At 74.4% G+C, this 24216-nt stretch carries 21 protein-coding genes; 12 read left to right on the top strand and 9 right to left on the bottom strand.

The window, feature by feature from the left end:
* Positions 1-13: 13 nt before the first annotated feature.
* Positions 14-1693: an AMP-binding protein gene (locus BM165_RS10835; RefSeq protein WP_075013568.1), complete on the top strand. Its 1680-nt coding sequence runs from the start codon at positions 14-16 to the stop codon at positions 1691-1693.
* A gap of 195 nt (positions 1694-1888) precedes the next feature.
* Here BM165_RS10835 and BM165_RS10830 read toward each other — a convergent pair whose 3' ends face one another.
* Positions 1889-2494: an SACE_7040 family transcriptional regulator gene (locus BM165_RS10830; protein ID WP_075013567.1), complete on the bottom strand. Its 606-nt coding sequence runs from the start codon at positions 2492-2494 to the stop codon at positions 1889-1891.
* 46 nt (positions 2495-2540) lie between these two features.
* On the opposite strand from BM165_RS10830, the gene BM165_RS10825 reads away from it, so the two are divergent.
* From BM165_RS10825 to BM165_RS10815, 3 genes are read left to right on the top strand one after another with little or no spacing between them, the layout of a single operon-like run.
* Positions 2541-4172, top strand: coding sequence for a carboxyl transferase domain-containing protein (locus BM165_RS10825; RefSeq protein ID WP_075013858.1), 1632 nt, complete (start codon positions 2541-2543; stop codon positions 4170-4172).
* 2 nt (positions 4173-4174) lie between these two features.
* Positions 4175-6169: an acetyl/propionyl/methylcrotonyl-CoA carboxylase subunit alpha gene (locus tag BM165_RS10820; protein WP_075013566.1), complete on the top strand. Its 1995-nt coding sequence runs from the start codon at positions 4175-4177 to the stop codon at positions 6167-6169.
* Between the two features lies 1 nt (position 6170).
* On the top strand, positions 6171-7322 hold the full coding sequence (locus tag BM165_RS10815; RefSeq protein WP_075013565.1) for an acyl-CoA dehydrogenase family protein: 1152 nt from the start codon (positions 6171-6173) through the stop codon (positions 7320-7322).
* A gap of 35 nt (positions 7323-7357) precedes the next feature.
* Here BM165_RS10815 and amaB read toward each other — a convergent pair whose 3' ends face one another.
* The 3 genes from amaB to BM165_RS10800 all read right to left on the bottom strand — a co-directional run bounded on the left by amaB (position 7358) and on the right by BM165_RS10800 (position 10867).
* Complete coding sequence (gene amaB, locus BM165_RS10810) at positions 7358-8887, bottom strand: L-piperidine-6-carboxylate dehydrogenase (RefSeq protein WP_075013564.1); 1530 nt, start codon at positions 8885-8887, stop codon at positions 7358-7360.
* A 91-nt stretch (positions 8888-8978) separates the two neighbouring features.
* Complete coding sequence (locus BM165_RS10805; RefSeq protein ID WP_075013563.1) at positions 8979-10145, bottom strand: NAD(P)/FAD-dependent oxidoreductase; 1167 nt, start codon at positions 10143-10145, stop codon at positions 8979-8981.
* A gap of 80 nt (positions 10146-10225) precedes the next feature.
* Positions 10226-10867 carry a cysteine hydrolase family protein gene (locus BM165_RS10800; protein WP_075013562.1) on the bottom strand — a complete coding sequence of 214 codons (642 nt, stop codon included), beginning with the start codon at positions 10865-10867 and terminating at the stop codon, positions 10226-10228.
* A gap of 190 nt (positions 10868-11057) precedes the next feature.
* On the opposite strand from BM165_RS10800, the gene BM165_RS10795 reads away from it, so the two are divergent.
* Genes BM165_RS10795 through BM165_RS10785 form a run of 3 tightly spaced genes read left to right on the top strand, consistent with a single transcriptional unit; the run spans position 11058 to position 13329 of the window.
* Positions 11058-11540 (top strand): LbetaH domain-containing protein, encoded by a 483-nt coding sequence (locus BM165_RS10795; RefSeq protein WP_244274194.1) that lies wholly within the window; start codon positions 11058-11060, stop codon positions 11538-11540.
* Positions 11537-12094 carry a TetR/AcrR family transcriptional regulator gene (locus BM165_RS10790; protein WP_075013561.1) on the top strand — a complete coding sequence of 186 codons (558 nt, stop codon included), beginning with the start codon at positions 11537-11539 and terminating at the stop codon, positions 12092-12094. Before BM165_RS10795 ends, BM165_RS10790 begins: the two co-directional genes overlap by 4 nt.
* 35 nt (positions 12095-12129) lie before the next feature.
* Positions 12130-13329: an MFS transporter gene (locus tag BM165_RS10785; protein WP_075013560.1), complete on the top strand. Its 1200-nt coding sequence runs from the start codon at positions 12130-12132 to the stop codon at positions 13327-13329.
* A gap of 1 nt (position 13330) precedes the next feature.
* Here the strand turns inward: BM165_RS10785 and BM165_RS10780 are convergent, their stop codons facing one another.
* Entirely contained in the window at positions 13331-13696 is a 366-nt protein-coding gene (locus tag BM165_RS10780) for a VOC family protein (RefSeq protein WP_075013559.1), read from the bottom strand.
* Between the two features lie 154 nt (positions 13697-13850).
* The gene (locus BM165_RS10775) at positions 13851-15707 is read right to left on the bottom strand and encodes a glycoside hydrolase family 2 protein (protein WP_075013558.1); all 1857 of its coding nucleotides are present in this window, start codon (positions 15705-15707) and stop codon (positions 13851-13853) included.
* A gap of 417 nt (positions 15708-16124) precedes the next feature.
* On the opposite strand from BM165_RS10775, the gene BM165_RS10770 reads away from it, so the two are divergent.
* The 3 genes from BM165_RS10770 to BM165_RS10760 are packed head-to-tail and all read left to right on the top strand — an operon-like array spanning position 16125 to position 19325.
* Positions 16125-17447 (top strand): extracellular solute-binding protein, encoded by a 1323-nt coding sequence (locus tag BM165_RS10770; protein ID WP_075013557.1) that lies wholly within the window; start codon positions 16125-16127, stop codon positions 17445-17447.
* Positions 17448-17460: 13 nt separating this feature from the next.
* Positions 17461-18411, top strand: coding sequence for a carbohydrate ABC transporter permease (locus BM165_RS10765; protein WP_075013556.1), 951 nt, complete (start codon positions 17461-17463; stop codon positions 18409-18411).
* Positions 18412-18425: 14 nt separating this feature from the next.
* Positions 18426-19325, top strand: a complete 900-nt coding sequence (locus tag BM165_RS10760; protein WP_075013555.1) for a carbohydrate ABC transporter permease — start codon at positions 18426-18428, stop codon at positions 19323-19325.
* Positions 19326-19388: 63 nt separating this feature from the next.
* Here the strand turns inward: BM165_RS10760 and BM165_RS10755 are convergent, their stop codons facing one another.
* Positions 19389-19916 carry a winged helix-turn-helix transcriptional regulator gene (locus tag BM165_RS10755; protein WP_075013554.1) on the bottom strand — a complete coding sequence of 176 codons (528 nt, stop codon included), beginning with the start codon at positions 19914-19916 and terminating at the stop codon, positions 19389-19391.
* Between the two features lie 122 nt (positions 19917-20038).
* Here BM165_RS10755 and BM165_RS10750 point away from each other — a divergent pair, with 122 nt between their 5' ends.
* A complete protein-coding gene (locus BM165_RS10750; protein WP_208976712.1) occupies positions 20039-20836 on the top strand; it encodes a crotonase/enoyl-CoA hydratase family protein in 798 nt (265 codons plus the stop codon).
* Positions 20837-20973: 137 nt separating this feature from the next.
* Here BM165_RS10750 and BM165_RS10745 read toward each other — a convergent pair whose 3' ends face one another.
* Positions 20974-21453 carry an SRPBCC family protein gene (locus tag BM165_RS10745; protein ID WP_075013857.1) on the bottom strand — a complete coding sequence of 160 codons (480 nt, stop codon included), beginning with the start codon at positions 21451-21453 and terminating at the stop codon, positions 20974-20976.
* Complete coding sequence (locus BM165_RS10740) at positions 21450-22484, bottom strand: LLM class flavin-dependent oxidoreductase (protein WP_075013552.1); 1035 nt, start codon at positions 22482-22484, stop codon at positions 21450-21452. Before BM165_RS10740 ends, BM165_RS10745 begins: the two co-directional genes overlap by 4 nt.
* A gap of 312 nt (positions 22485-22796) precedes the next feature.
* On the opposite strand from BM165_RS10740, the gene BM165_RS10735 reads away from it, so the two are divergent.
* Positions 22797-24200: a sensor domain-containing phosphodiesterase gene (locus BM165_RS10735; RefSeq protein WP_075013551.1), complete on the top strand. Its 1404-nt coding sequence runs from the start codon at positions 22797-22799 to the stop codon at positions 24198-24200.
* Positions 24201-24216: the final 16 nt, after the last annotated feature.

Below are 24216 nucleotides of genomic sequence, written 5' to 3'. Positions count from 1 at the left end.
GAGAGGACCCGCAGTGACCGAGCCAGGCAGCAGCCCGACGACGGCGCCGGCCCTGCCGTCGTACGCCAGCGGCACCTCGACCGTCCCCCTGCTCGGGGACACGATCGGCGCGAACCTCGACCGGACGGCCGCGCGGGTCGGCGACCACGAGGCCCTGGTGGAGTGCGCCACCGGTCGTCGCTGGACCTATCCGCAGCTGGTCGCCGACGTCGACGCCTGCGCGCTCGGCCTGGACGCGCTGGGGGTGGACAAGGGCGACCGGGTCGGCATCTGGTCGCCCAACTGCGCCGAGTGGGTGTTCGTCCAGTACGGGACGGCGAAGCTCGGCGCGGTCATGGTCAACATCAACCCCGCCTACCGCACCCACGAGCTGGCGTTCGTGCTGCGCCAGGCGGGCATCTCGGTGCTTGTCGCCGCGCCGGAGTTCAAGACCAGCGACTACCGGGCGATGGTGGCCGAGGTGCGCGGCGGGTGCCCCGAGCTGCGCGAGGTCGTCTTCCTCGGCGACCCGGAGTGGGACCGCCTGATGGAGACCGGGCGGGCCGCCGACCGCTCGCTGCTGGCCACCCGCGCCGGCGAGCTCTCCCCCGACGACCCGATCAACATCCAGTACACGTCGGGCACCACCGGCTTCCCCAAGGGCGCCACGCTCAGCCACCACAACCTGCTCAACAACGGGTTCTTCGTGGGTGAGGGCTGCGGCTACACCGAGGCCGACCGGATCTGCATCCCGGTGCCCTTCTACCACTGCTTCGGCATGGGCATGGGCAACCTCGGGGCCACCAGCCACGGCGCGACGATGGTGATCCCGGCGCCCGCGTTCGACCCCGTCGCGACCCTGCGGGCGGTGCAGGAGGAGCGCTGCACCTCCCTCTACGGCGTGCCGACGATGTTCATCGCCGAGCTCGCGCTGCCCGACTTCGGCACCTACGACCTCTCCTCGCTGCGCACCGGGATCATGGCCGGCTCGCCGTGCCCGGTGGAGGTGATGAAGCGGGTGGTCGCCGAGATGGGCATGGCCGAGGTGACCATCTGCTACGGCATGACCGAGACCTCGCCCGTCTCCACCCAGACCGGCGCCGACGACGACCTCGACCGCCGCACCTCCACCGTCGGCCGGGTGCACCCGCACCTGGAGGTCAAGGTGGTCGACCCGGCCACCGGGATCACCGTGCCCCGCGGCACGCCCGGTGAGTTCTGCACCCGCGGGTACTCGGTGATGCTCGGCTACTGGGACCAGCCGGAGAAGACCGCGGAGGTCGTCGACGCCGCCCGCTGGATGCACACCGGCGACCTCGCCGTCATGGACGACGAGGGCTACCTCAACATCGTCGGCCGGATCAAGGACATGGTCATCCGCGGCGGGGAGAACGTGTACCCGCGCGAGGTCGAGGAGTTCCTCTACACCCACCCCGACGTCGTCGACGCGCAGGTGATCGGCGTCCCCGACGAGCGCTACGGCGAGGAGCTCATGGCCTGGGTGCGGCTGCGCGAGGGCGCCCAGCCGCTCACGCCCGAGGCGCTGCGGGAGTTCTGCGCCGGCAAGCTCGCCCACTACAAGGTCCCGCGCTACGTCAAGGTCGTCGAGTCCTTCCCCATGACCGTCACCGGCAAGGTGCGGAAGGTGGAGATGCGCGAGGTGTCGGTGGAGGAGCTGGGCCTGCAGTCGGCCGCCGGGATCCGCAACGCCTGACGGCGCGGCGCCCCTCCGGGCGGCGGCAGCCCCTGCCGCAGCGCCGGTGAGGTGCGTTCAGGGCGCATCCGGCACCGGGGATGCGCCGTCAGCGCACATCACCGGTCGGTCCCCTCGTCCGGCGAGCCGCTCCCGGACGGCCGCACCCGTGTGGCCGGGACGAGAGCCCGCCACGGGGCCACCCGCGGCCGCGCCTCAGGCGAGCGCGGCGGCCTCGGCCATCGCGGCGAGCAGCGCGGCCATCTCCGCCCGCGGCACCCGGCCGGCGCTGTGCGGGGTGGAGTTGACCAGCCCGAAGACGGCGTGCGCCCGCGCCCGGCTGCCGGCGGTGCCCTCCTCCGGGCGCAGCCGGGCCAGGACGTCGACCCACACCTCGACGTAGCGGCGCTGCAGCCGGCGCACCCGCGCGGCGTCCTCGGCGGACAGCGACCCGAGGTCGCGGTCCTGCACGGTGATCAGCGCCGGGTTGTCCAGCGCGAAGTCGACCTGGAAGGCGACGAGCGCCCGCAGCTGGGCGGCCGGGGCGGGGCCTGCGGCGGCCACCCGCTCGCGTGCGCCGGCCAGCAGCCGCCGGCTGATGCCTTCGAGCATCTCGGCCAGCATCGCGTCCTTGCTGGCGAAGTGCCGGTAGATGGCCGGGCCGGTGACCCCGACGGCGGCGCCGACGTCGTCGACGCCGACCGACCGCGAGCCGCGCTCGGCGAACAGCTGTGCGGCCGCCCGGAGGATCTGCTCGCGCCGGGAGGGGTGCGCGGCGTCGGCGGCCAGCGCGGTGTCGCTCTGCGTTCCCGCGTCGGTCACCTCCGCAGCGTAGCGCCGGGAGTGAACGTCGGTTAACGTGACGGGCGTGACGTTAACCCCGGTTAACTCGGTCGACGCCGGCACCGTGCTCGGCACCCGGGCCGACGTCCGCGGCGAGGCCTTCACCCGCAATGCCGCGGCCCAGGAGGAGCTGCGCGCGCAGCTGCACGACAGGCTCGCGACGGCGGCCCTCGGCGGGCCCGAGCGCACCCGCGAGCGGCACGTCTCCCGGGGCAAGCTGCTCCCCCGCGACCGGGTCGACACCCTCCTCGACCCCGGCAGCCCGTTCCTCGAGCTGTCCCCGCTGGCCGCCGACGGCATGTACGGCGGCGACGCCCCCGGCGCGGGGATCATCACCGGCGTCGGGCGGGTCAGCGGCCGCGAGGTCGTCGTCGTGGCCAACGACGCCACCGTCAAGGGCGGCACCTACTACCCGATGACGGTGAAGAAGCACCTGCGCGCCCAGGAGGTGGCGCTGCAGAACCGGCTGCCCTGCGTCTACCTCGTCGACTCCGGCGGCGCGTTCCTGCCGATGCAGGACGAGGTGTTCCCCGACCGCGAGCACTTCGGCCGGATCTTCTTCAACCAGGCCACGATGAGCGCGCAGGGCATCCCGCAGGTCGCCGCCGTCCTGGGCTCGTGCACCGCCGGCGGCGCCTACGTGCCGGCGATGGCCGACGAGGCGGTCATCGTCCGCGACCAGGGCACGATCTTCCTGGGCGGGCCGCCGCTGGTGAAGGCCGCGACCGGGGAGGTCGTCAGCGCCGAGGACCTCGGCGGCGGGCTGCTGCACAGCCGCACCTCCGGCGTCACCGACCACCTGGCCGACGACGACGCGCACGCCCTGCGGATCGTCCGCGACATCGTGGCCGGGCTGGGCCCGCGCGCCCCGCGCCCGTGGGACGTGCGCCCGGCCGAGGAGCCCGCGCTCGACCCCGCGGACCTGCCCGGCGTCGTCCCGGCCGATCCCCGCACGCCCTACGACGTCCGCGAGGTCATCGCGCGGATCGTCGACGGCAGCCGGTTCCGCGAGTTCAAGGAGCTCTACGGCGCCACGCTGGTGTGCGGGTTCGCGCACGTCCAGGGGCACCCGGTCGGCATCGTGGCCAACAACGGCGTGCTGTTCGGGGAGTCGGCGCTCAAGGGCGCGCACTTCGTCGAGCTGTGCGACCAGCGGTCCGTCCCGCTGCTGTTCCTGCAGAACATCACGGGGTTCATGGTCGGCCGCGACTACGAGGCCGGGGGCATCGCCAAGCACGGCGCCAAGATGGTCACCGCTGTCGCGTGCGCCCGGGTGCCCAAGCTGACCGTCGTCATCGGCGGCTCGTTCGGCGCCGGCAACTACTCCATGTGCGGCCGGGCCTACTCCCCCCGCTTCCTCTTCACCTGGCCCGGCGCGCGCATCTCCGTCATGGGCGGCGAGCAGGCGGCCAGCGTGCTGGCCACCGTGCGCCGCGACCAGCTCGGCGACAGCTGGAGCGCCGAGGACGAGGAGGCGTTCAAGGAGCCGATCCGCGCGCAGTACGAGCACCAGGGCAACGCCTGGTACGCGACCGCGCGGATCTGGGACGACGGGGTCATCGACCCCCTCGACACCCGCACCGTCCTCGGCCTGGCGCTGTCGGCGTGCGCGAACGCGCCGCTCGCGCCGGTCTCCTACGGCGTCTTCCGGATGTGAGCGTGTTCCAGACCGTCCTCGTCGCCAACCGCGGTGAGATCGCCGTCCGCGTGATCCGGACCCTGCGCCGGCTGGGCATCCGCAGCGTCGCCGTCTTCTCCGACGCCGACGCCGGGGCCCGGCACGTCCGCGAGGCCGACGTCGCCGTGCGGCTGGGCCCGGCGCCCGCCGCGCAGTCCTACCTGTCGGTGGAGCGGCTGCTCGACGCCGCGGCGCGCACCGGCGCCCAGGCCGTGCACCCCGGCTACGGGTTCCTGTCGGAGAACACCGCCTTCGCGCAGGCCTGCGCCGACGCCGGGCTGGTCTTCGTCGGTCCGCCGGCGAAGGCGGTCGAGGTCATGGGCGACAAGATCCGCGCCAAGCAGACCGTCAGCGCGGCCGGCGTCCCCGTCGTCCCCGGGCGCACCGACCTCGGCATGACCGACGACGACCTCGTCGCCGCGGCCGCCGAGGTCGGCTACCCGGTGCTGGTCAAGCCCTCGGCCGGCGGCGGTGGCAAGGGCATGCGGCTGGTGCACCGCGACGCCGACCTGCGCGCCGCGCTGGTCTCCGCCCGCCGCGAGGCGGCCGCCAGCTTCGGCGACGACACGCTGTTCCTCGAGCGGTTCGTCACCGACCCGCGGCACGTCGAGGTGCAGGTGCTCGCCGACACCCACGGCACCGTGCTGCACCTGGGCGAGCGCGAGTGCAGCCTGCAGCGCCGCCACCAGAAGATCGTCGAGGAGGCGCCCTCGCCGTTCCTGACGCCGGAGCAGCGGGCCCGGTACGGCGCGCTGGCCTGCGAGGTCGCCCGCGCCGTCGACTACACCGGCGCCGGCACCGTCGAGTTCATCGTCGCCGGCGACGCCCCCGACGAGCCGTTCTTCATGGAGATGAACACCCGGCTGCAGGTCGAGCACCCGGTGACCGAGCTGGTCACCGGCGTCGACCTGGTCGAGCAGCAGCTGCGGGTGGCGGCCGGCGAGCCGCTGGCGTTCGGCCAGGACGACGTCGTCCTCACCGGGCACGCCGTGGAGGCCCGCCTCTACGCCGAGGACCCGGCCCGCGGCTTCCTGCCCACCGGCGGCACCGCGCTGGTGCTGGCCGAGCCCGGCGGTCCCGGGGTGCGCGTCGACAGCGGGCTGCTCGAGGGCCAGGTCGTCGGCACCAGCTACGACCCGATGCTGGCCAAGGTCGTCGCACACGGCCCCGACCGCGCCGCCGCCCTCTCCCGGCTGGACCGGGCGCTGGCCGGCACCGTCGTCCTCGGCGTCGGCACCAACACCGCCTTCCTGCGCGCGCTGCTCGCCCACCCCGAGGTGCGCGCCGGCCGGCTCGACACCGGCCTGGTCGAGCGCGAGCTCGACGCCCTGACCGCCGCCGACGTGCCGGTCGAGGCGTACGCCGCGTTCGCGCTGTCGCGCCTGGCCGCGCTGCGTCCGGCCGGTCCGGCCCCCGACCCGTGGGACGTGCCGAGCGGCTGGCGGCCCGGCGGCCGCCGGGCACCGCTGCGCTGGGACCTCGCCGGCCCCGACGGGGAGCGGCTGACCGTCACCCTCACCGGCGGCACCCGGCTGCGTGTGGGCGACGGCGGCGAGCACGAGGTCGCGGGCGAGGTGGTCGACTCCCGCCTGCTGCTCACCGTCGACGGCCGCACCCTGTCCGCCCGCACCGCCGTCGACGGCGCCACCACCTGGGTGCACGTCTACGGCGGCACCCACGCCCTCGCCGAGCTGCCACCGGCCCGGCTGCACGCCGGCGCCGCGACCGCCGACCGCACGGTGCGCAGCCCGCTGCCGGGCACGGTCGTGGCCGTGCACGTCGCGCCGGGCGCCGCGGTCGCCGCCGACGCACCGCTGGTCGTCGTCGAGGCGATGAAGATGGAGCACACGCTCACCGCGCCCGCCGACGGCACCGTCGACCTCTCCGTCCGCGTCGGTGACCAGGTCGCCCTCGGCCAGGAGCTGGCCGTCGTCCACCCCCGCACCGCCCCCACCCCCGAGGACCAGGAGTCCTGACGTGCTCGACACCCGCCTGACCGACGAGCAGCAGCAGCTCAAGAAGACCGTCGAGGAGTTCACCCGCGAGGTCGTCGCGCCGGTCTCCTACCAGCACGACCGCGACAAGACGTTCCCGTACGAGGTCGTCCGCGGCATGGCCGACATGGGCCTGTTCGGGCTACCCTTCCCCGAGGAGTACGGCGGGATGGGCGGTGACTACTTCGCCCTGTGCCTGGCCATCGAGGAGCTCGCCCGGGTCGACCAGAGCGTGGCCATCACGCTGGAGGCCGGCTGCTCGCTGGGCGCGATGCCGGTCTACCGCTTCGGCACCGAGGCCCAGCGGCAGGAGTGGCTGCCCCTACTCACCAGCGGGCAGGCGCTGGGCGCCTTCGGCCTGACCGAGGCCGGCGCCGGCAGCGACGCCGGCGGCACCCGGACGACGGCGGTGCTCGCCGACGGCCAGTGGACGATCAACGGCAGCAAGGCGTTCATCACCAACTCCGGCACCGACATCACCCGGCTGGTCACCGTCACCGCCGTCACCGGCGAGCTCGCCGACGGCCGCAAGGAGATCAGCTCGATCCTCGTGCCGGTGCCCACGCCGGGCTTCACCGCCGAGCCGGCCTACGACAAGGTCGGCTGGCACGCCAGCGACACCCACCCGCTGTCCTTCGACGACGTCCGCGTGCCCGAGGAGAACCTGCTCGGCAACCGCGGCCGTGGCTACGCCAACTTCCTGTCGATCCTCGACGAGGGCCGCATCGCCATCGCCGCGCTCGCCGTCGGCGCCGCACAGGGCTGCGTCGACGAGAGCGTGCGCTACGCCAAGGAGCGCTCGGCGTTCGGCCGACCGATCGCGCAGAACCAGGCGATCTCGTTCAAGATCGCCCGGATGGAGGCGCGGGTGATGGCGGCCCGCGCGGCCTACTACGACGCCGCGGCCAAGATGCTCGCCGGCCAGCCGTTCAAGAAGGAGGCGGCGGTGGCCAAGCTCGTCGCCGGCGAGGCCGCCATGGACAACGCCCGCGACGCCACCCAGGTGCATGGCGGCTACGGGTTCATGAACGAGTACGTCGTCTCCCGGCACTACCGCGACTCGAAGATCCTCGAGGTCGGCGAGGGCACCACCGAGGTGCAGCTCATGCTCATCGCCCGCCAGCTCGGGCTGTGAGCCGGGGCCGGGCCCGCGAGGGCCCGGCCCCCTCCTCAGATCGGGAACTCGACGCCCTGCGCCAGCGGCAGCTCGCCGGAGAAGTTGATGGTGTTCGTCGCGCGGCGCATGTAGCCCTTCCACGCGTCGGAGCCGGACTCCCGGCCGCCGCCGGTCTGCTTCTCCCCGCCGAAGGCGCCGCCGATCTCGGCACCCGAGGTGCCGATGTTGACGTTGGCGATGCCGCAGTCGGAGCCGTCGGCGGCGAGGAAGCGCTCGGCCTCCGCCTGGTCGGAGGTGAAGATCGTCGACGACAGGCCCTGCGGCACGTCGTTGTTGAGCGCCACCGCCTCCTCCAGCGTGCGGTAGGGCAGCACGTAGAGCACCGGCGCGAAGGTCTCCTGGCGCACGATGTCGGTCTGCCCGGGCATCCGGACCAGCGCCGGCTCGGCGTACCAGGCGTCGGGCGCCTCCTCGGCCAGCCGCCGCCCGCCGCCGACGACGACCTCGCCGCCCTGCTGGCGCGCCGCCTGCAGCGCGTCCTGCATGCCCTTCCAGGCGGCGTCGTGGATCAGCGGCCCGACGAGGGTGCCGGCCGCCAGCGGCGACCCGATCGGCAGGTTCCGGTAGGCCGCGGCGACCCGCTCGACGACGGCGTCGACGACGTCGACGTGCGCGATGACCCGCCGCATCGTGGTGCAGCGCTGCCCGGCGGTGCCGGCGGCGGAGAAGACGATGCCGCGCGTGGTGAGGTCGAGGTCGGCCGACGGCGTGACGATCGCGGCGTTGTTGCCGCCGAGCTCGAGCAGGGAGCGGCCGAAGCGGTCGGCCACCCGCGGCCCCACCGCGCGGCCCATGCGGGTGGAGCCGGTGGCGCTCAGCAGCGCGATGCCGGGCGAGGCGACGAGCGCCTCGCCGACGTCGGCACCCCCGATCAGGACCTGGCTCAGGCCCTCGGGCGCGCCCGTCTCGGCGATCGCCCGGTCGAGCAGCGCGGCCGACGCCAGCGCGGACAGCGGCGCGAGCTCCGAGGGCTTCCAGATCACCGGGTCGCCGCACACCAGCGCGATCGCGGTGTTCCACGACCACACGGCGACCGGGAAGTTGAACGCGCTGATGACGCCGACGACGCCGAGCGGGTGCCAGGTCTCCATGAGCCGGTGGCCGGGGCGCTCGGAGCTGATCGTCCTGCCGTAGAGCTGCCGCGAGAGGCCGACGGCGAACTCGCAGATGTCGATCATCTCCTGGACCTCGCCGGCCGCCTCGGAGGTGATCTTGCCGACCTCGACGCTCACGAGGGTGGCGAGGTCGGCCTTGTGCTCGCGCAGCAGCTCACCGAGGCGGCGCACCAGCCCGCCGCGCACCGGCGCGGGGACCGTCCGCCACTGCAGGAACGCCTCCTGCGCCCGGGCGACGGCGTCCTGGACGTCGGTGGCGGTCTGCCGCCGGACCGACAGCAGGTGCTGCCCGTTGACCGGTGAGGTCACCGGGTGGTCGCCGGCGACGGCGTCGAGGTCGACCCCGCAGCGGCGGGCGGCGTCCTCGGCCAGTCGGCGGAGCTCCTCGGCGGTGGGCAGGCTGGTCACGGTTCTCCTTCGATCGGATCGGCCGCCCGGGCGGGGTGTCGCCTCGGGTGCCGGGTCGGTGGCCGGGGGTGGTGGCCGGGGTGGGACGGGGTCACACGACGTTCAGTTCGGGGCGGACGCCCGCGCCCCGGAAGCGTGCCGCACCGAGTCCGGAGACGTCGACGAGGGTCTCCCGGCCCAGGTACAGGTCGCGCACCACCTCGCCGACGGCCGGCCCCATGAGGAAGCCGTGCCCGGAGAAGCCGGTGGCGTAGAGGAACCCCTCCACCTCGTCGGCCCGGCCGATGAGCGCGTTGTGGTCGGGCGTCATCTCGTACAGCCCCGCCCAGCCGCCGGCGACGCCGACGCCGGCCAGCTCCGGTGCCCGCCGCTCGATCGCCTCGCCGAGCCGCGGCAGCCACGCGTCGGAGCGGGTGAGCCGGAAGCCGGGCGTCTCGTCGGGGTCGGACATGCCCATGAGCAGGCCCCGCCCCTCCCGGTGGAAGTAGAAGGAGGTGGCGAAGTCGATGGTGAACGGGGTGTGCGGGTCCAGGCCGGGCACCGGCTCGGTGACCAGCACCTGCCGGCGCAGCGGCGTCACCGGCAGGTCGACGCCGGCCCACGCGCCGACCTCGGCCGACCACGCGCCCGCGGCGCAGACCACGGTGTCGGTGCGGATGGTCCCGGCGGCGGTGTGCACGGCACTGACCCGCCCGTCGGTGACGTCGATGCCGGTCGTGGCGCAGTGCGGCAGCAGCGTGGCCCCGGCCCGGCGGGCGGCCGAGGCGTAGCCGAGCACCACCGACTCCGGTGTGCAGTGCCCGTCGGTGGGCGAGAACGCGGCGGCCAGCAGCCCGTCGGTCGCGATCAGCGGGGACAGCCGCTGCGCCTCGGCGACGTCGATCATCCGGCTGGGCACGCCGAGGGAGTTCTGCAGCGCGACGGCGTCGTCGAAGGCGGCCACCGCCTCCGGCGTGGAGAGCAGGAACAGGTAGCCGACGGCGGCGAAGTCGATCTCCTGCCCGAAGCGGGCGGGGAAGTCGCGGAAGGTCTCCAGGCTGCGCTCGCCGAGGGTGATGTTGACCGGGTCGGAGAACATCGCCCGCACCCCGCCGGCCGCCTTGCACGTCGACCCGGCGCCGAACGCGTCCCGGTCGAGCAGGACGACGTCGCGCACCCCGGCGCGGGCCAGCTCGTAGGCGGTGGCCAGCCCCGTGACCCCGCCGCCGATGACGACCACGGAGGCGGTCGGCGGGAGCGTGCGGGACGGTGCGGTCATCGGGGTCCTCCGGGTCGGGGTGGAGCGGCGCGCACCATCCTCGGTCGCCGGGCGCCCCCACACCATCCCCCGCGCCGGGGTCAGCCGCCGCCGAGGGCCGCGACCACCTCGGCGGTGGTGCAGCGGTGGCTGAGCAGGCTGTAGTCGAGGGAGGCCAGCGACCGCTGCGCGGCGTCGTCGTCCACCACCCCGCAGGCGTCGTCGACCACCACCGGCAGGAAGCCGAGGTCGGCGGCGTGCCGGGCCGTCGGCTCGATGCCGATCTCGAGGACCGCGCCGACCAGCACGAGCGTCGTGACGCCGCGGTCGCGCAGCAGCGTCTCCACCGGGGTGCCGACCAGTGCCGACATCCCGAGCTTGTCGAACACCGGCTCGCCGTCGGCGGGGGCGAGCTCCGGAGCGAGGGCGGTGTGCGCGGCCTCCGGGGGGAACGACGACGTGACGTCCTCGGCGCGGTCCCTGCGCTGCCAGGCCATCGCGGTGCGCAACCCCGCCACGCCCAGGTGCGATGGCGGCAGCGACACGTGCCGCACGTAGACGACCGGCACGTCGTTCGCGCGGGCGGCACCCAGCACCGCGGTGATCCGGCCGACCAGTCCGTCGCGGTCGCGGACGTGGGCGAGGATGCCGACCTGCGCGTCGTAGACGAGGACCGCGGTGGCCGCGGGGCGGCACATCTCGGCGACGGTGTCCGGGACGTCGATGCCGAAGGCGCGCTGCATGCCGGGGAGCCTGGCAGGCCCGGGCGGCCGCCACCAGGACCGTGGTGCGGACGGGCGTACACATGATGTGTACGCTCGTCCGCATGAGTCTGCCGCCCGCCGCCGACGGCCGCACCGTGCCCGAGCGGATGCTCGCCGGCGACCCTATGTCGCCGACGACCCCGAGCCGGCCGAGGCGAGTGCCGTGGCGATGGACCTGACGGCCGCCTACGACGCCACCACGGTCCGCCAGCGCCCGCTGCGGCGGCAGCTGCTCGAGCGGCTGCTCGGCGCGGTCGGCGAGGACACCGAGATCCGCCCGCCGCTGTACGTCGACCACGGCACGCAGATCCGGATCGGCGCCCGCTGCTTCGCCGACGTCGGCCTGGTGGCCCTCGACGTCGCCGCCATCACCATCGGCGACGACGTCGAGATCGGGCCGGACGTCCAGCTGCTCACCCCGACGCACCCGGTCGAGGCCGAGCCGTGGCGGCAGGAGGAGGTCGAGCAGCCGATCACCATCAGCGACGACGTGTGGCTCGGCGGCGGGGTGGTCGTCCTGCCCGGGGTGGGCATCGGCGCCGACACGGTCGTCGGCGCCGGCGCGGTGGCTCCCCGCGACCTGCCGGCGGGCGTGGCCGCCGTCGGCGACCCCGCCCGGGTGGTCCGCACGCTCGACGACGCGCTCCGGTGACCGCCGCCCCCGTCCGCCGGCCGCGACGGCACGACCCGGGACGCCGCGACCGCTTGGTGGCGACCACCGTCGAGGTGATCGCGCAGGCCGGCGTCGTGGGGGCCACGCACCGGGCAATCGCCCGGGCCGCCGACGTGCCGCTCGGCTCGCTGACCTACCACTTCGCCTCCCTCGACGAGCTGCACACCGCCGCCTTCACCCGGCACGTCGACGACGTCGCCCCACGCTTCGACGAGCGCATGGCCACGGCCCCGGACGGCGCGGCCGCGCTGGAGGTGCTCGTCGGCCACCTCACCGACGACCTCCTGGCCTCTCACCGTGACTTCGTCCTGGCCGTCGAGCTGTACGCGGCCGCCGCCCGGCGCCCCGCCCTGCGCGCGGTGACCCAGGACTGGATGCTGCGCAGCCGGCGCAGCCTGGAGCGCCACTTCGACCCGGTCACCGCCCGAGAGATCGACGCCATGGTCGAGGGGCTGACGCTGCACAGCGCCCTGTCGACCGACCCGATGACGCCCGCGCAGATCCGCGCGGCGTTCTCCCGCTTCGCCCGCTGACCCACCTGCCCGACCACCACCCAGACAGGACCCCCGTGTCGGACACCCTCCCGGCGACCGTCCCCGCACGCCTGCGCGCCGCCCGCGCGGCCGTCGCGGCCTGCTTCTTCGTCAACGCCGTCCTCTTCGCCAACCTGGTGCCGCGACTGCCCGAGGTGAAGGACCGCCTCGACCTCACCAACGCCACCCTCGGCGCCGCACTCGCCGCGCTGCCGCTGGGCTCGCTGGTCTCCGCCCTGGCCTCGGCCGCCCTCATGCGCCGGTTCGGCTCGGCGCGGGTGGCCTCCTGGGGGCTCGTGGTGCTCGCCGCCGCGGTCTGGGCCGCGGCCGTGGCGCCGTCGTGGTGGCTGCTCGCCGCGGCACTGTTCGTCGCCGGCGCACTGGACGCGGTCGTCGACGTCGCCCAGAACGCCCACGGCCTGCGGGTGCAACGTGCCTACGACCGCTCGATCCTGAACGCCTTCCACGGCGTCTGGAGCATCGGCGCGGTGGCCGGCGGCCTGCTGGGCTCGGTCGCGGCCGGGCTGCGGGTTCCCCTGGCCCTGCACCTGGGCGTCGTCGCGGTCGTCTTCGCCGGGCTCGCGCTGGTCGCCCGCCGCCGCATGCTGCCCGGCCCCGACCGCGACGACGCGGTCCCCGGGACCGGCCCGGAGGAGGTGTCGCGCGGCGCCGTCCGGGCGGCGCTGCCCGCCCTGGCCGCCCTGGGGGTGCTCGCCACCGCCGGGGCGTTCGTGGAGGACGCCGGCTCGTCGTGGTCGGCGCTGTACCTGCGCGGGGAGATCGCCGTCGGCGCCGCGACGGCGGGGCTCGGCTTCGTCGCCCTGCAGGGGGCGATGACGGTGGGCCGGCTGACCGGCGACCGGGTCGTCGACCGCTTCGGCCAGCGCCGGGTGGCCCGGGCCGGCGGCGTGCTCATCGCCGCCGGCATGGGTCTCGCGCTCGCCGTGCCGTCGCTGGCCACCACGCTCGTCGGGTTCGCCCTCGCCGGGCTCGGCGTCGCGACGCTGGTGCCGGCCGTCTACGCCGCGGCCGACGAGCTGCCCGGGCTGCGCTCCGGCGTCGGCCTGACGCTGGTCAACTGGCTGCTGCGGATCGGCTTCCTGCTGTCGCCGCCACTGGTCGGCGCCATCGCCGACGCGACGAGCCTGCGCGTCGGCCTGCTGACCGTCGTGGTGGCCGGCGTCGCCACCCTCGTGCTCGGCCGGGTGCTGCCGCGCACGGTGTCGAGGAGCTGAGTCAGCCGCCCGCGCGGAAGTGCGGGTTGTGGATCAGCCCGAGCACGCTGCCGCCGGGCGTGCGGACGGTGGCGGTGACGATGCCTCCCCCGACGTCGGCCGGGGCCACGTGCCCGGTGGCGCCGGCGGCCAGCAGCTGCGCCACCGCCGCGGGGACGTCGTCGACGCCCCAGTAGGTGAGCACGCCGTCGGCCGGGTCGGCGCCGGGGAGGAGGCCCAGCTCGTAGCCGGCCACGTCGAAGCCGACGTAGAACGGCTCGTCGAAGTACGGGGCGGTCCCGAGCTGCTCGGACCACCACCGCTTCGCTGCGTCCAGGTCGGGAGCCGGGTGGACGGCCGTGCGCAGGCCGAGCAGCTGGAGGGGCATGCGGCACGGTAGCGACGGGGACCGACGGGCCTGCCGCGGTCGGGCGCCGGGGCCCTGATCAGCCGCGCCGGGTGGCGGTGGCGCGCCGGTCCGCCTCCGCCGACGGCCGGGAGGGCGTCGCGTCGTTCGGCCAGCGCCGCCGCGACGCCCGGGTTCACCGGCCGGTGATGATCCGGCGCAGCCGCTCCACGGGCAGCTTGGGCCGACGGTGCTCGTCGAGCAGGCCGTTGGCCTCCTGCAGGGTGTCGGTGAGCTGGGTGTAGCAGAAGCCGGCGAGCACGGGTGAGCCGTGCACGGCCGACAGCAGGTCCTCCAGCCGCCGGGCGAAGTCCTCGGCGTCCTCGGCGGTCGAGTACCCCCACGTCCGCTCCACGGGCACCTCGTCGGGCGGCCTGGGGGTGTAGCGGACGCCGCCGAACTCGGTGAGCATCAGCGGCTGCCCGCGGTCGACGGCCCCGGGCAGCAGGACGCGGCGCCCCTGCGGCCAGAAGTCCTCGAGCATCGTCCGAAGCTCCACCGACCCGTACCGCTCGGCCAGGACCGCCCCGGTGTCGGCGTAGTCGTGCACCGTCCACAGGTCGCTGTCGGTGTGCTCCCAGCCGTCGTTGCTCACCACCGGCCGGCTGGGGTCCGCCGCCCGTGTCAGGGCGGCCAGCGCGACGGTGTAGGCCTGCTGGGCCGGGTCGGTGGCGACGTCGTGCACGCCCCAGCTCTCGTTCATCGGCACCCACGTGACGATGCAGGGATGGCTGATGTCGCGGTGCACGGCGTCCAGCCACTCGGTGGTGAGCCGCCGTACGGCCTCGGGCGAGAAGGCGAAGGCGTTGGCCGTCTCCCCCCACACCAGGAGACCGAGCCGGTCGGCCCAGTACAGGAACCGGGGGTCCTCGACCTTCTGGTGCACCCGCACCGCGTTGAAGCCGAGCTCCTTGATCAGCTCTACCTCACGGCGCAGCGCCCCGGCGTCCGGCGCGGCCAGGTGGGACTCCGGCCAGTACCCCTGCGCCAGCACCGAGCGCACGTAGTACGGCAGGCCGTTGAGCAGGAAGGCGCGACCGCCCACGCCGGCGGTGCGCAGGCCGAGGTAGCTGGCGACCTCGTCGACCACCCGCTCCCCGTCCCCGCCGTCGGGGTCGGCGAGGACCTGCACGGTCGCGTCGACCAGCCGGGGCGTCTCCGGGGACCACGTCATGAGCCAGCGCGCCGGCCCGTTGAGCAGTTCGGGCACGGCCACGGTGGTGCGCAGCCGCTGCTCCTGCATGCGGACGCGGTGCTCTGCCAGCAGCTGCCCGTCCAGTTCCAGCCGCACCGCCACCGTGACCGGTTCGGCCGGCGTCTCGCGCAGGGTGATGCCCAGGTGCACCGCGGCACCGGTGACGTCGGGGTTCCAGGCCAGGTGCTCCACGGCCACCGTCGGCACGACCTCGCACCACACCGGCTGCCAGATGCCGCTGGTCCGGAAGTACCAGATGCCGTGCGGCTCGTCGAGCCAGTCCTGCTTGCCCCGGGGCTGGGTCACGTCCCGCGGGTCGTCCTCCGCCCGCACCACCAGGACGTGCTCGTCGGCGTCACCGGCGGTCAGCAGGCCGGTGACGTCGAAGGAGAACGGCGTCTGGCCGCCCTCGTGCGAGCCCAGCAGCGTGCCGTCCAGCCAGACACGGGCGCGGTAGTCGACCGCGGCGAACCGCAGGACGACGCGGTGCCCGTGCTCGCGCACCGCGTCGGCCCCGGCGACGTCGGCCAGCCGCAGGCCGCGCCGGTACCAGAGCACCGGGTGGGGGCCGTTGTCGCCGATCCCCGACGCCTCGGACTCCGGGGGGAAGGGCACCGTGACGTCGCGGTCGAAGACGGCGCGGTCGGCGAGGTCGGACATGCCCGCCCAGCCCCCGTCGACCCCGGCGCGGGCGTCGTCGTAGGCCAGCTGCCAGGTCCCGCACAGGTCGGTCCACTCGTCGCGCAGCAGCTGCGGGCGGGGGTGGGTGCCGTCCTGGCGGGTGGCGCGTGGGGGCATGGTCACTCCTGGGTGGGGGGTCGACGAGCGGGTCGTGGGGTCCGGGCACGAGGGCGCCGCGGACGACCGGGTCGGGAGGCGGTGGACACGTCGTGAGGGTCCGGCGGGCGCCTCCGTGGCCGTCCGGTCCTCGGTGCCCACGTCGTCGATGCTGGCAGGTGCCGGATCCCGCCGGACACCTGCCTGCCCGGTCGGGTCGTCGAGCGCCGCCGCGCCCCACGGGGGACGGACCCTGTGGGGGCTCCTCCGACGCGCTCACCAGCAGGGAAGCGATCGAGTGCGGTCTCGTCCGCGAGTGATCGTGAAATGCTCCGGAAATACGTGTCACACAACGGAGATCCTCCTGTTGCCGCTCGCCAGAAAGGCGTGCAAGAGTCCTGGCGTCCGGAACTTCGGGGCTACGACTGGACGTACCTCATGGCTTCTTTCTCGCGTCGCCGGTTCCTCGCCGCAGGGGGCGGTGTCTCGCTCGCCGTCGCCATGTCGGGGTGCTCCACGCCGATCGGGAGCAGCCTCACCGGGGCGCAGCCGAGCACGGCCGACGTCATCTTCTGGCACCTGTTCGGCGGCGGCGACGGCGAGAACATGGCGACCATGATCGAGACGTATCGCGAGTCGTCCGGCACGTCGGTCGAGTCCTCGCTGCTCTCCTGGGGCAACCCCTTCTACACCAAGCTGGCGCTGTCGACGTCGAGCGGCCGCCCGCCCGACGTGACCGTCGCGCACCTGTCCCGGGTGCCCCTCCTGGCGCAGGCCGAGCTGCTCGAGCCCGTCGCGGACCAGTTCGCCGCCGCGGGGATCACCGAGGACAAGTTCACCCCTGCCGCCTGGGAGAAGGCCACGGTCGACGGCACCACGTACGCGGTACCGATCGACACCCACCCCTTCGTCCTGTACTACAACACCGCACTGGCGGAGCAGGCCGGCCTGCTCGAGAACGGGACCCTCCGGCCCATGAGGAACAGCGACGACTTCGTCGCCACCCTCCAGGCGATGAAGGACTCGACCGGCAACGAGTACGCGGCGGTCGCGTCGATCACGGTGGACCCCTCGACCTGCTGGCGCCTCTTCCTGATGACCTACTCCGGTCTGGCCGGACCGATCGTCGAGGACCTCGGCACCCGGGTCACGATCGACCGCGCCGCGATGGAGGAGTCGTTCGCCTTCCTGCAGAGCCTCACCGGGGACCTGGGCCTGATGCCCCGCACCGCCACGTCGACCACGTCGTCGACCCTCTTCAGCAACGGCGAGGTCGGCTTCCTCTTCGACGGCGTCTGGCAGATCCCGACCTACCGGGACGTCGAGGGCCTCGACTTCGACGTCGTGCCCTTCCCCGCCCTCCTCGGCCCCGAGCCGGTCGCCTACGCCGACTCGCACGCACTGATCGTGCCGGCGAGTCCCGGACGCCCCGACGAGCGGACGGCGAGCGCCGTGCGCTTCGTCCAGGGCCTGCTGGACCAGAGCTCGACCTGGGCGGACGGCGGGCACGTCCCCGCCTGGCTGCCGGTGCAGGAGAGCGAGGAGTTCCTCCAGCTCCAGCCGCAGAGCAACTACACGGAGGCGGCCTTCAACGCGGTCTACGACCCGCCGGGTTGGTACACCGGAGCGGGCTCGGACTTCCAGACCGCCATGGGCTCCGTCGTCGCCAGCGTGCTCACCGGGGCCACCGACCCCGCGCAGGGTGTCGACTCCATGACCAACAGCCTGCAGACGTTCTCCACCGCCCGGCCACCCGTCTAGGACGGAGACCGCCATGACCGCCACCGCTCTCCCCGCGCCCCCGAGCGGGGCCGAGGTCAGTGACCGCGCCGCGACCGCGGGGAAGCCCTCGCGCCCGGAGAACCGGGCGGGGTGGCTGTTCGCCACCCCGTTCCTGGTCCTCTACCTCGCCTTCCTCATCGGCCCGGTGGTCATCGGCCTGCTGATCAGCCTGTTCAACACCACGACGGTGCGAGCCGGCGTGGGCAGCTGGGTGGGCCTCTCCAACTACGCCGACGTCCTGACCAACGCGGACTTCTGGGCCTCGATGTGGCACTCGGCGCTGTTCACGCTGCTGACCACACCGTTCCTGGTGCTACTGCCGCTGCTGTTCGCCGTCCTCGTCTCGCGCCTGGCCCGGGGCCAGACGTTCTACCGGCTCGCCTTCTTCGCCCCGTACGTCGTGCCCTCGGCCGCGGTGTGCCTCATCTTCGCGTTCATGTACACGCCCCAGACCGGGCTCATCACCAACGCCTTCGGCTGGTTCGGGCTGACCGCCCCCGACTTCTTCGGCAGCACCTCGGGTGCCTGGTTCGCCGTCGTCCTGCTCACCGTGTGGTGGACGTTCGGCTTCAACTTCATCCTCTACACCGCGGCCATCCAGGAGATCTCGGAGGAGGTCTACGAGGCGGCGCTGCTCGACGGCGCCGGGCCGTGGCAGCAGATCCGGATGATCACCGTCCCCCTGCTGCGCCCGACCATCGGCCTCGTGCTGATCCTGCAGGTGCTCTCGTCCCTGAAGGTGTTCGACCAGATCTACATCCTGCTGGCCGGCGGCCCGAACTACTCGACGCGTCCGGTCATCCAGTACATCTTCGACACCGGGTTCTCGACCTACCGGGGCGGCTACGCGGCCGCCGCGACGATGGTCTACTTCGTGGTCCTGGTCGTCGTCAGTGTCGGCTGGTTCCTGATCCGGCGGCGCAACAACGCCGCGAACGCCTGAGGGGAGCTCGGACGATGGCGACAGCCGTGGCCGCGACTGCGGCCGAGACGAAGGACCCCGGCACCCGGCGCTCGCGCCGGGGAGGCGAGGAGGACCGGAGCGGGAAGCTGTTCAACCGGCTCGCCGCCACGTGCGTGACGCTCTTCGCCCTGATCTGGCTGATCCCGTTCCTGTGGGCGCTGATCACGTCGCTGCGGCCCAACGAGGAGATCGCGGCGAACCCCACCAACTTCTGGTCGAGCAGCTGGAACCTCGACGCGTACGCCTCCGCGTGGAACTCGAGCCCACTGGGCTGGTGGTACGTCAACAGCTTCATCATCTCCACCTTGACGGTCGTCTTCACCGTGCTGGTCTGCTCGATGGCCGCGTTCGCCCTGGCCAACCTCAACTTCCGCTTGAAGTACGTCGTGTTCGGGCTGATCCTGGCCGGCCTGATGGTGCCCGTCGAAGCGCTCGTCCTGCCGCAGTTCCTCGAGTTCCGGGCGATCGGCCTGCTGGGGACCTACTGGGCGGTCATCCTGCCCTCGGTCGCCCTCCCCGTGGCCGTCCTCGTCTTCCACTCCTTCATCAAGGCCATCCCGGTGGCCCTCATCGAGGCCGCCCGCCTCGACGGCGCCAGTTGGTGGCGCATCTACTCCCGGATCGCCATGCCGCTGTCCCGGCCGGCGATCTCCGCGGTGGCGATCCTGACGTTCATCACGTCCTGGAACGCCTTCCTCTGGCCGCTGCTGGTCCTCACCCAGACCAAGTCGCAGACCATCCCGGTCGGGCTCAGCAGCCTGGTCGGCGGTTCCGCGATCCAGTACGCCGAGACCATGGCCTCCGCCGTCCTCGGCATCCTCCCGCTGCTCGCCGTCTTCCTGGTCCTCCAGCGCCAGATCGCCCAGGGCGTCGCCAACACCGGCATCAAGTAGCGGACGCGCAGCGTCTCCCGGGGACGTGCCAGGGACGGCCGCTCCCCGGGTCGACGGCACACGTCAGGAGCCCCCGCCGGCGGTCTGCGGCGCGGGCAGCCCGAAGCGCCGGCGCACGTCCGGGGTCTCGAGCAACCGCGCCGGGTAGCCCGGGCCCGGGCGGGCGGTGACGTCCGCGGCCGCAAGGTCCTCCCCGCACGCGGCGCAGACGACGCGGGCCCGGACGTCGTGGCCGCAGGTCTCGTGGCGCAGGGTCACCGGGACGCCGTCGTCCCCGCCGAGCCACCGGTCGCCCCACGTGTTCATGGCGGCGAGCACGCCGAAGAGGTCCCGGCCCCGCTCGGTGGGCACGTAGTCGTGGCGGACGGGGTCGGACTGGTAGGGCCGGCGCTCGAGCAGGCCGGCGTCGACCAGTCGCCGGAGGCGGTCGCCGAGGGTGTTGCGCGGGACGCCGAGGGTGTCGGCGAAGCCGTCGAAGCGCGACTGGCCGTAGAAGACCTCGCGCAGCACCAGCAGCGTCCAGCCGTCGCCGAGCAGGTCGGCCGTGCGCGCGATGGAGCAGGGCCAGCCCTCGAACGACGTCCGCCTCATGCCGCCAGGTTACGGGTGCAGTGACGAGACCCGGCAGCTCGGGCACCGCTAACATCCGGTGGGTCTCGTCATGCAACTCACTCGATGCGACCCGCTCGATGCGACCCACGCCAGGAGCAGCCGTGCCCGAGCCGTCCGCCCAGCCCACCGTGACCGTCGAGCGGCAGGGGCACGTCCTGCTCATCGGGCTGGACCGCCCGCACAAGCGCAACGCTTTCGACCTGGCGATGCTCGGTGAGCTGTCGGCGGCCTACGGCCTGCTCGAGCGCGACGACGACCTGCGCTGTGGGGTCCTGTTCGCCCACGGGGACCACTTCGCCGGCGGTCTGGACATGGTCGACGTCGGCCCCGCCGTGCTCGCCGGCGAGAGCCCCTACCCCGCCGACGGCGCCGACCCCTGGCGGCTCACCGGCACCTGGACGACGCCGGTGGTGGCCGCGGCGCAGGGCTGGGTGATAACCCTGGGCATCGAGCTGCTGCTGGCCGCCGACATCCGGATCGCGGCCCGCGACACCCGGTTCGCCCAGTACGAGATCCGCCGCGGCATCTACCCCTTCGGCGGGGCGACGATCCGCCTGCCGCGCGAGGCCGGCTGGGGCAACGCCATGCGCTGGCGGCTCACCGGCGACGAGTACGACGCCGCCGAGGCCCACCGCATCGGCCTGGTGCAGGAGCTGGCCGACGACGGCGCCGCCGCCCTGACCCGCGCCACCGGGATCGCACACACGATCGCCGAGCGGAGCGCGCCGCTCGGCGTGCGGACCGTCCTGGAGTCGGCCCACCGGGCGCGCGACGAGGGCGACGCGGCCGCCGCCGCCCGGCTCGGCCCGGACGTGGCGCGGCTGTTCGCCTCCGCCGACGGCCGTGAGGGCGTGGCCTCCTTCGTCGAGCGCCGCGACGCGCGCTTCACCGGCCGGTGACCGCCGGCCGCCGCCCGCACCGGGGCGCGGGTCGCCGACCTCGCCGCGGCCGAGGTCGGCTCCGATCCGCGGCTGCCGAGCCCCGACCGGCTGCACGCCGCCCCGCGGCCGTCCCGGGCCGGGTCCGCCCGAGGTCGTCAGCCTCCCGCGGCCTCGGCCCGCCGCCGGATGCCGTCGACGGTGCGCTCCATGTTCTCCCGGTGCTCGGCCAGGCGGCGGGCGACGATGCGCTCCTCCTTGTCGGGGTGCGCCTCGATGGCAGGGGTCAGGCCCGAGCGGCCCGGGCCCATGCGCATCCACTGCCGCAGCAGCGTGCCGCCGTCGGCCGGCTCCACGGTGAACCGCCAGGCGGCGGCGGGCCGCTCCGGGTCACCGACCACCCAGCCGAAGGCCCGGCCGGGCTCGGCCTCGACGACGGTGCAGGTGGTCTCCCACTCACCGACCGCCGGGTGGGAGTTGCGCCCGACGAACCGCCGCTCGTCGAGCCAGCGCACCTCCTGCAGCTCCGCGGAGAACTCCACCGGCGTCGTGACGTCGCTGACCAGGGCCCACACCACCGCCGGGGGCGCCGCGACGAGCGTCTGCACCTCGACGGTCGGCCCGTCGGCGTACCTCACGACCGGTCCGTCGCGGCCGGGGTGGCGCACAGGTCCAGCAGGGTCGCCAGCGTGGTCAGCCGCTCGTCGAGGGAGCCGGTGAGCTTGGCCTGCAGGGTGCCCACCCCGGCGGCGCGGTAGCGCGCGATGCGCTCGGCGACCACGTCGGGCGGGCCGAGCAGGTTGGTGCGCCGGCCGAGGTCCACGGGGACGCGGTCCCCGGCCTCCTCGCGCCGGCCGGCGAGCCACAGCTCCTGGACGGCACGGACGTCCTCACCGTAGCCCTGGCGCGCGAAGGCGGCGTTGTAGAAGTTCTGCCCGCGGGTGCCCATCGCGCCGATGGTGAAGGCGTAGCCGCGGGCGTGCCGCCGGGCCGCCTCCTCCTCGTCGTCGGTGAACTCGACCCCGACCGGGACCACGACGTCGAGGTCGGCGACCGTGCGGCCCGCGCGCGCCGCGCCCTCCGCCAGCGGCCCGAGGAACACCTCGGCGGTCTCGAGCACGAACGCGTTGGCGAGCCAGCCCTCGGCGAGCTCGCCGGTCAACTCCAGGTTCCGCGGGCCCATCGCGGCGAGGTACACCGGCACCGGGGTGGGCGGGGCCGTCGACCGGATCGCGCGCCCGGCGCTGTCGGGCAACGGCAGCCGGTACACCGTGCCCTCGTGGGTGAGCCGCTCCCCCGCGGTCACGGTGCGCAGGATCGCGACCGTCTCCCGGGTCATCGCCAGCGGGGAGCCGAACCGCACGCCGTGCCAGCCCTCCATCACCTGCGGGCCGCTGGTCCCCAGCCCCAGCAGGAACCGGCCACCGGAGAGCGCCTGCATCGACATCGCCGACATCGCCAGCAGCGCCGGCGTCCGCGCGCCCAGCTGCGCGATCCCGGTGGCCAGCCGGATGCGGCTCGTCCGGGCGGCCAGGTAGGCCAGCGGGGTGAACGCGTCGTGGCCCCACGCCTCGGCCACCCACACGGTGTCCGCGCCGAGCCGCTCGGCCTCCACGACGAACTGCACGTCCTCGTCCCCGACCCCGCTGACGGCGATCCCGACCCGCATGCCGACCCCCTCCGGGCAGACGACGCAGCAGAGCTGGTCCGTTGCGTGACTGGACCCTATCGGGCCGCGACGGGCGGAGGAGGTGCCGGAGGGCGGCCGCCGGCGCCGCGCCGTAGCAGGTGAGCCGACCCCTGGACGCCGCTCCCATCCCCCGCCGACCGCCCGGACGCGCGCGACGCGGCCTGCCCCCGACGGGTGAAGGGAACTCGGACGACTCCGTTCCGCGTCCTGCTCTGCCGACAGGAACCGCGTGTCCCGGACCGGGCGGACACCCGGCCCCCGGGCCGTGCGCACCACCGAACGGAGCGACCGATGGACGTGCGACTGCACGAGCACGAGGCCGACCGCGTCGCCTCGCTGCACTCCTACGGCGTGCTCGATCTCGGGCGCGACCCCGCCTTCGATGCGCTGACCCGCACCGCCGCCCGGCTGTGCTCCGCTCCCATGGCGATGATCAGCCTGGTCGACCGCGACCGGCAGTGGCAGCTGAGCGCCCACGGCGTCCCCGTGCACGACCGGCCGCGGGAGCAGTCGATCTGCTCCGACACCGTGGCGGCCGGCCGCCCGGCCGTCGTCCGCGACCTGGCCGCCGACCCCCGCTACGCCGACGTGCCGGGGATCGGCGGCGACGGCGCGCGCGCCTACGCCGCCGTCCCGCTGGCCGGCCGCGACGGCCTGCCGCTGGGCACGCTGTGCGTCCTCGACACCCGGCCGCGGCTGTTCGGCGCCGACCACCTGGCCTCGCTCGAGGACGTGGCGCGGCAGGTGACGACGGCCCTGGAGCTGCGCCGGCTCGACGCGGCGGCCGGCCTGACCGCCCCCGGCCTCGTGCCCGACGCGCGCCGGCCGCAGGTGCTGCGCCGGGCCCTCGACGACGGCCAGTTCGTACCCCACTTCCAGCCGCTCGTGGACCTGCGCGACGGCGTCGTCACCGGACTGGAGGCGCTGGTGCGGTGGCAGCACCCGACCCACGGCCTGCTGACGCCGGCGTCCTTCCTGCCCGGCCTGGAGGCCGGGACGCTGTCGGCGTGGACCACCCGCGCGGTGCTGACCGGGTCGCTCCGGGTCGTGGCGGACCTGCGGGAGCGCGGCATCGCGCTCCCCGACGGCGTGGCCGTCAACCTGTCCGGACAGCAGTTCGCCCGCCCCGGCCTGGCGGGGCAGGTGCTCGGCATGCTCGACGCCTCCGGGCTGCCCGGCTCCGCGCTCACGCTGGAGATCACCGAGACGACGGAGATCTCCGACGTCGAGCTGGCCCGCGACGAGCTCGTGACCCTGCGCGAGGCCGGGGTCCACGTCGCCGCCGACGACTTCGGCGTCGGCTGGTCGAACCTCGTGCGCCTGCTCCGCCTGCCCCTCACGGGTCTGAAGATCGACCGGGAGCTGGTCACCGGGCTGGTGGGCGACCGCGTGCGCGAGCACATGGTCGCCTCGGCCGTCGTCCTCGGCGCGACCATGGGCCTCAGCGTGCTGGCCGAGGGCGTCGAGACCGAGGCGGTGCGCAGCCGGCTGCTCGAGCTCGGCTGCCGCCGGGGCCAGGGGTGGCTGTTCGGTGCCGCGCTCCCGGCCGCCGAACTGCCCGCACGGCTGCGGCGGACCCACCCCGCGCCCATCGCAGCGGGCGCACCCCGGGGCGTCGCCCCCCTGGTGCCACGGCCGCGGCGGGGACCCCGCCGGGGTGCGCGGCCCGGCACGCCGGACACCCGGGTCTCCTGAGCCGGTGCCCGCCCGG

It is taken from the genome of Geodermatophilus obscurus, assembly GCF_900115395.1.
Taxonomy (GTDB): Bacteria; Actinomycetota; Actinomycetes; order Mycobacteriales; family Geodermatophilaceae; genus Geodermatophilus; species Geodermatophilus obscurus_B.
Note: the sequence above shows the minus strand (reverse complement) of the source record. Positions and strands in the feature narration are given on the sequence as shown.

Bases quoted from the DNA above. Each gene is read 5' to 3' on its own strand.
- BM165_RS10765 (WP_075013556.1), top strand. From the start codon at position 17,461: ATGACCGCCACCGCTCTCCCCGCGCCCCCGAGCGGGGCCGAGGTCAGT.
- BM165_RS10760 (WP_075013555.1), top strand. From the start codon at position 18,426: ATGGCGACAGCCGTGGCCGCGACTGCGGCCGAGACGAAGGACCCCGGC.
- BM165_RS10780 (WP_075013559.1), bottom strand. From the start codon at position 13,696: ATGCCCCTCCAGCTGCTCGGCCTGCGCACGGCCGTCCACCCGGCTCCC.
- BM165_RS10795 (WP_244274194.1), top strand. From the start codon at position 11,058: ATGGACCTGACGGCCGCCTACGACGCCACCACGGTCCGCCAGCGCCCG.
- BM165_RS10775 (WP_075013558.1), bottom strand. From the start codon at position 15,707: ATGCCCCCACGCGCCACCCGCCAGGACGGCACCCACCCCCGCCCGCAG.
- BM165_RS10770 (WP_075013557.1), top strand. From the start codon at position 16,125: ATGGCTTCTTTCTCGCGTCGCCGGTTCCTCGCCGCAGGGGGCGGTGTC.
- BM165_RS10735 (WP_075013551.1), top strand. From the start codon at position 22,797: ATGGACGTGCGACTGCACGAGCACGAGGCCGACCGCGTCGCCTCGCTG.
- BM165_RS10755 (WP_075013554.1), bottom strand. From the start codon at position 19,916: ATGAGGCGGACGTCGTTCGAGGGCTGGCCCTGCTCCATCGCGCGCACG.
- BM165_RS10805 (WP_075013563.1), bottom strand. From the start codon at position 10,145: ATGACCGCACCGTCCCGCACGCTCCCGCCGACCGCCTCCGTGGTCGTC.
- BM165_RS10800 (WP_075013562.1), bottom strand. From the start codon at position 10,867: ATGCAGCGCGCCTTCGGCATCGACGTCCCGGACACCGTCGCCGAGATG.
- BM165_RS10740 (WP_075013552.1), bottom strand. From the start codon at position 22,484: ATGCGGGTCGGGATCGCCGTCAGCGGGGTCGGGGACGAGGACGTGCAG.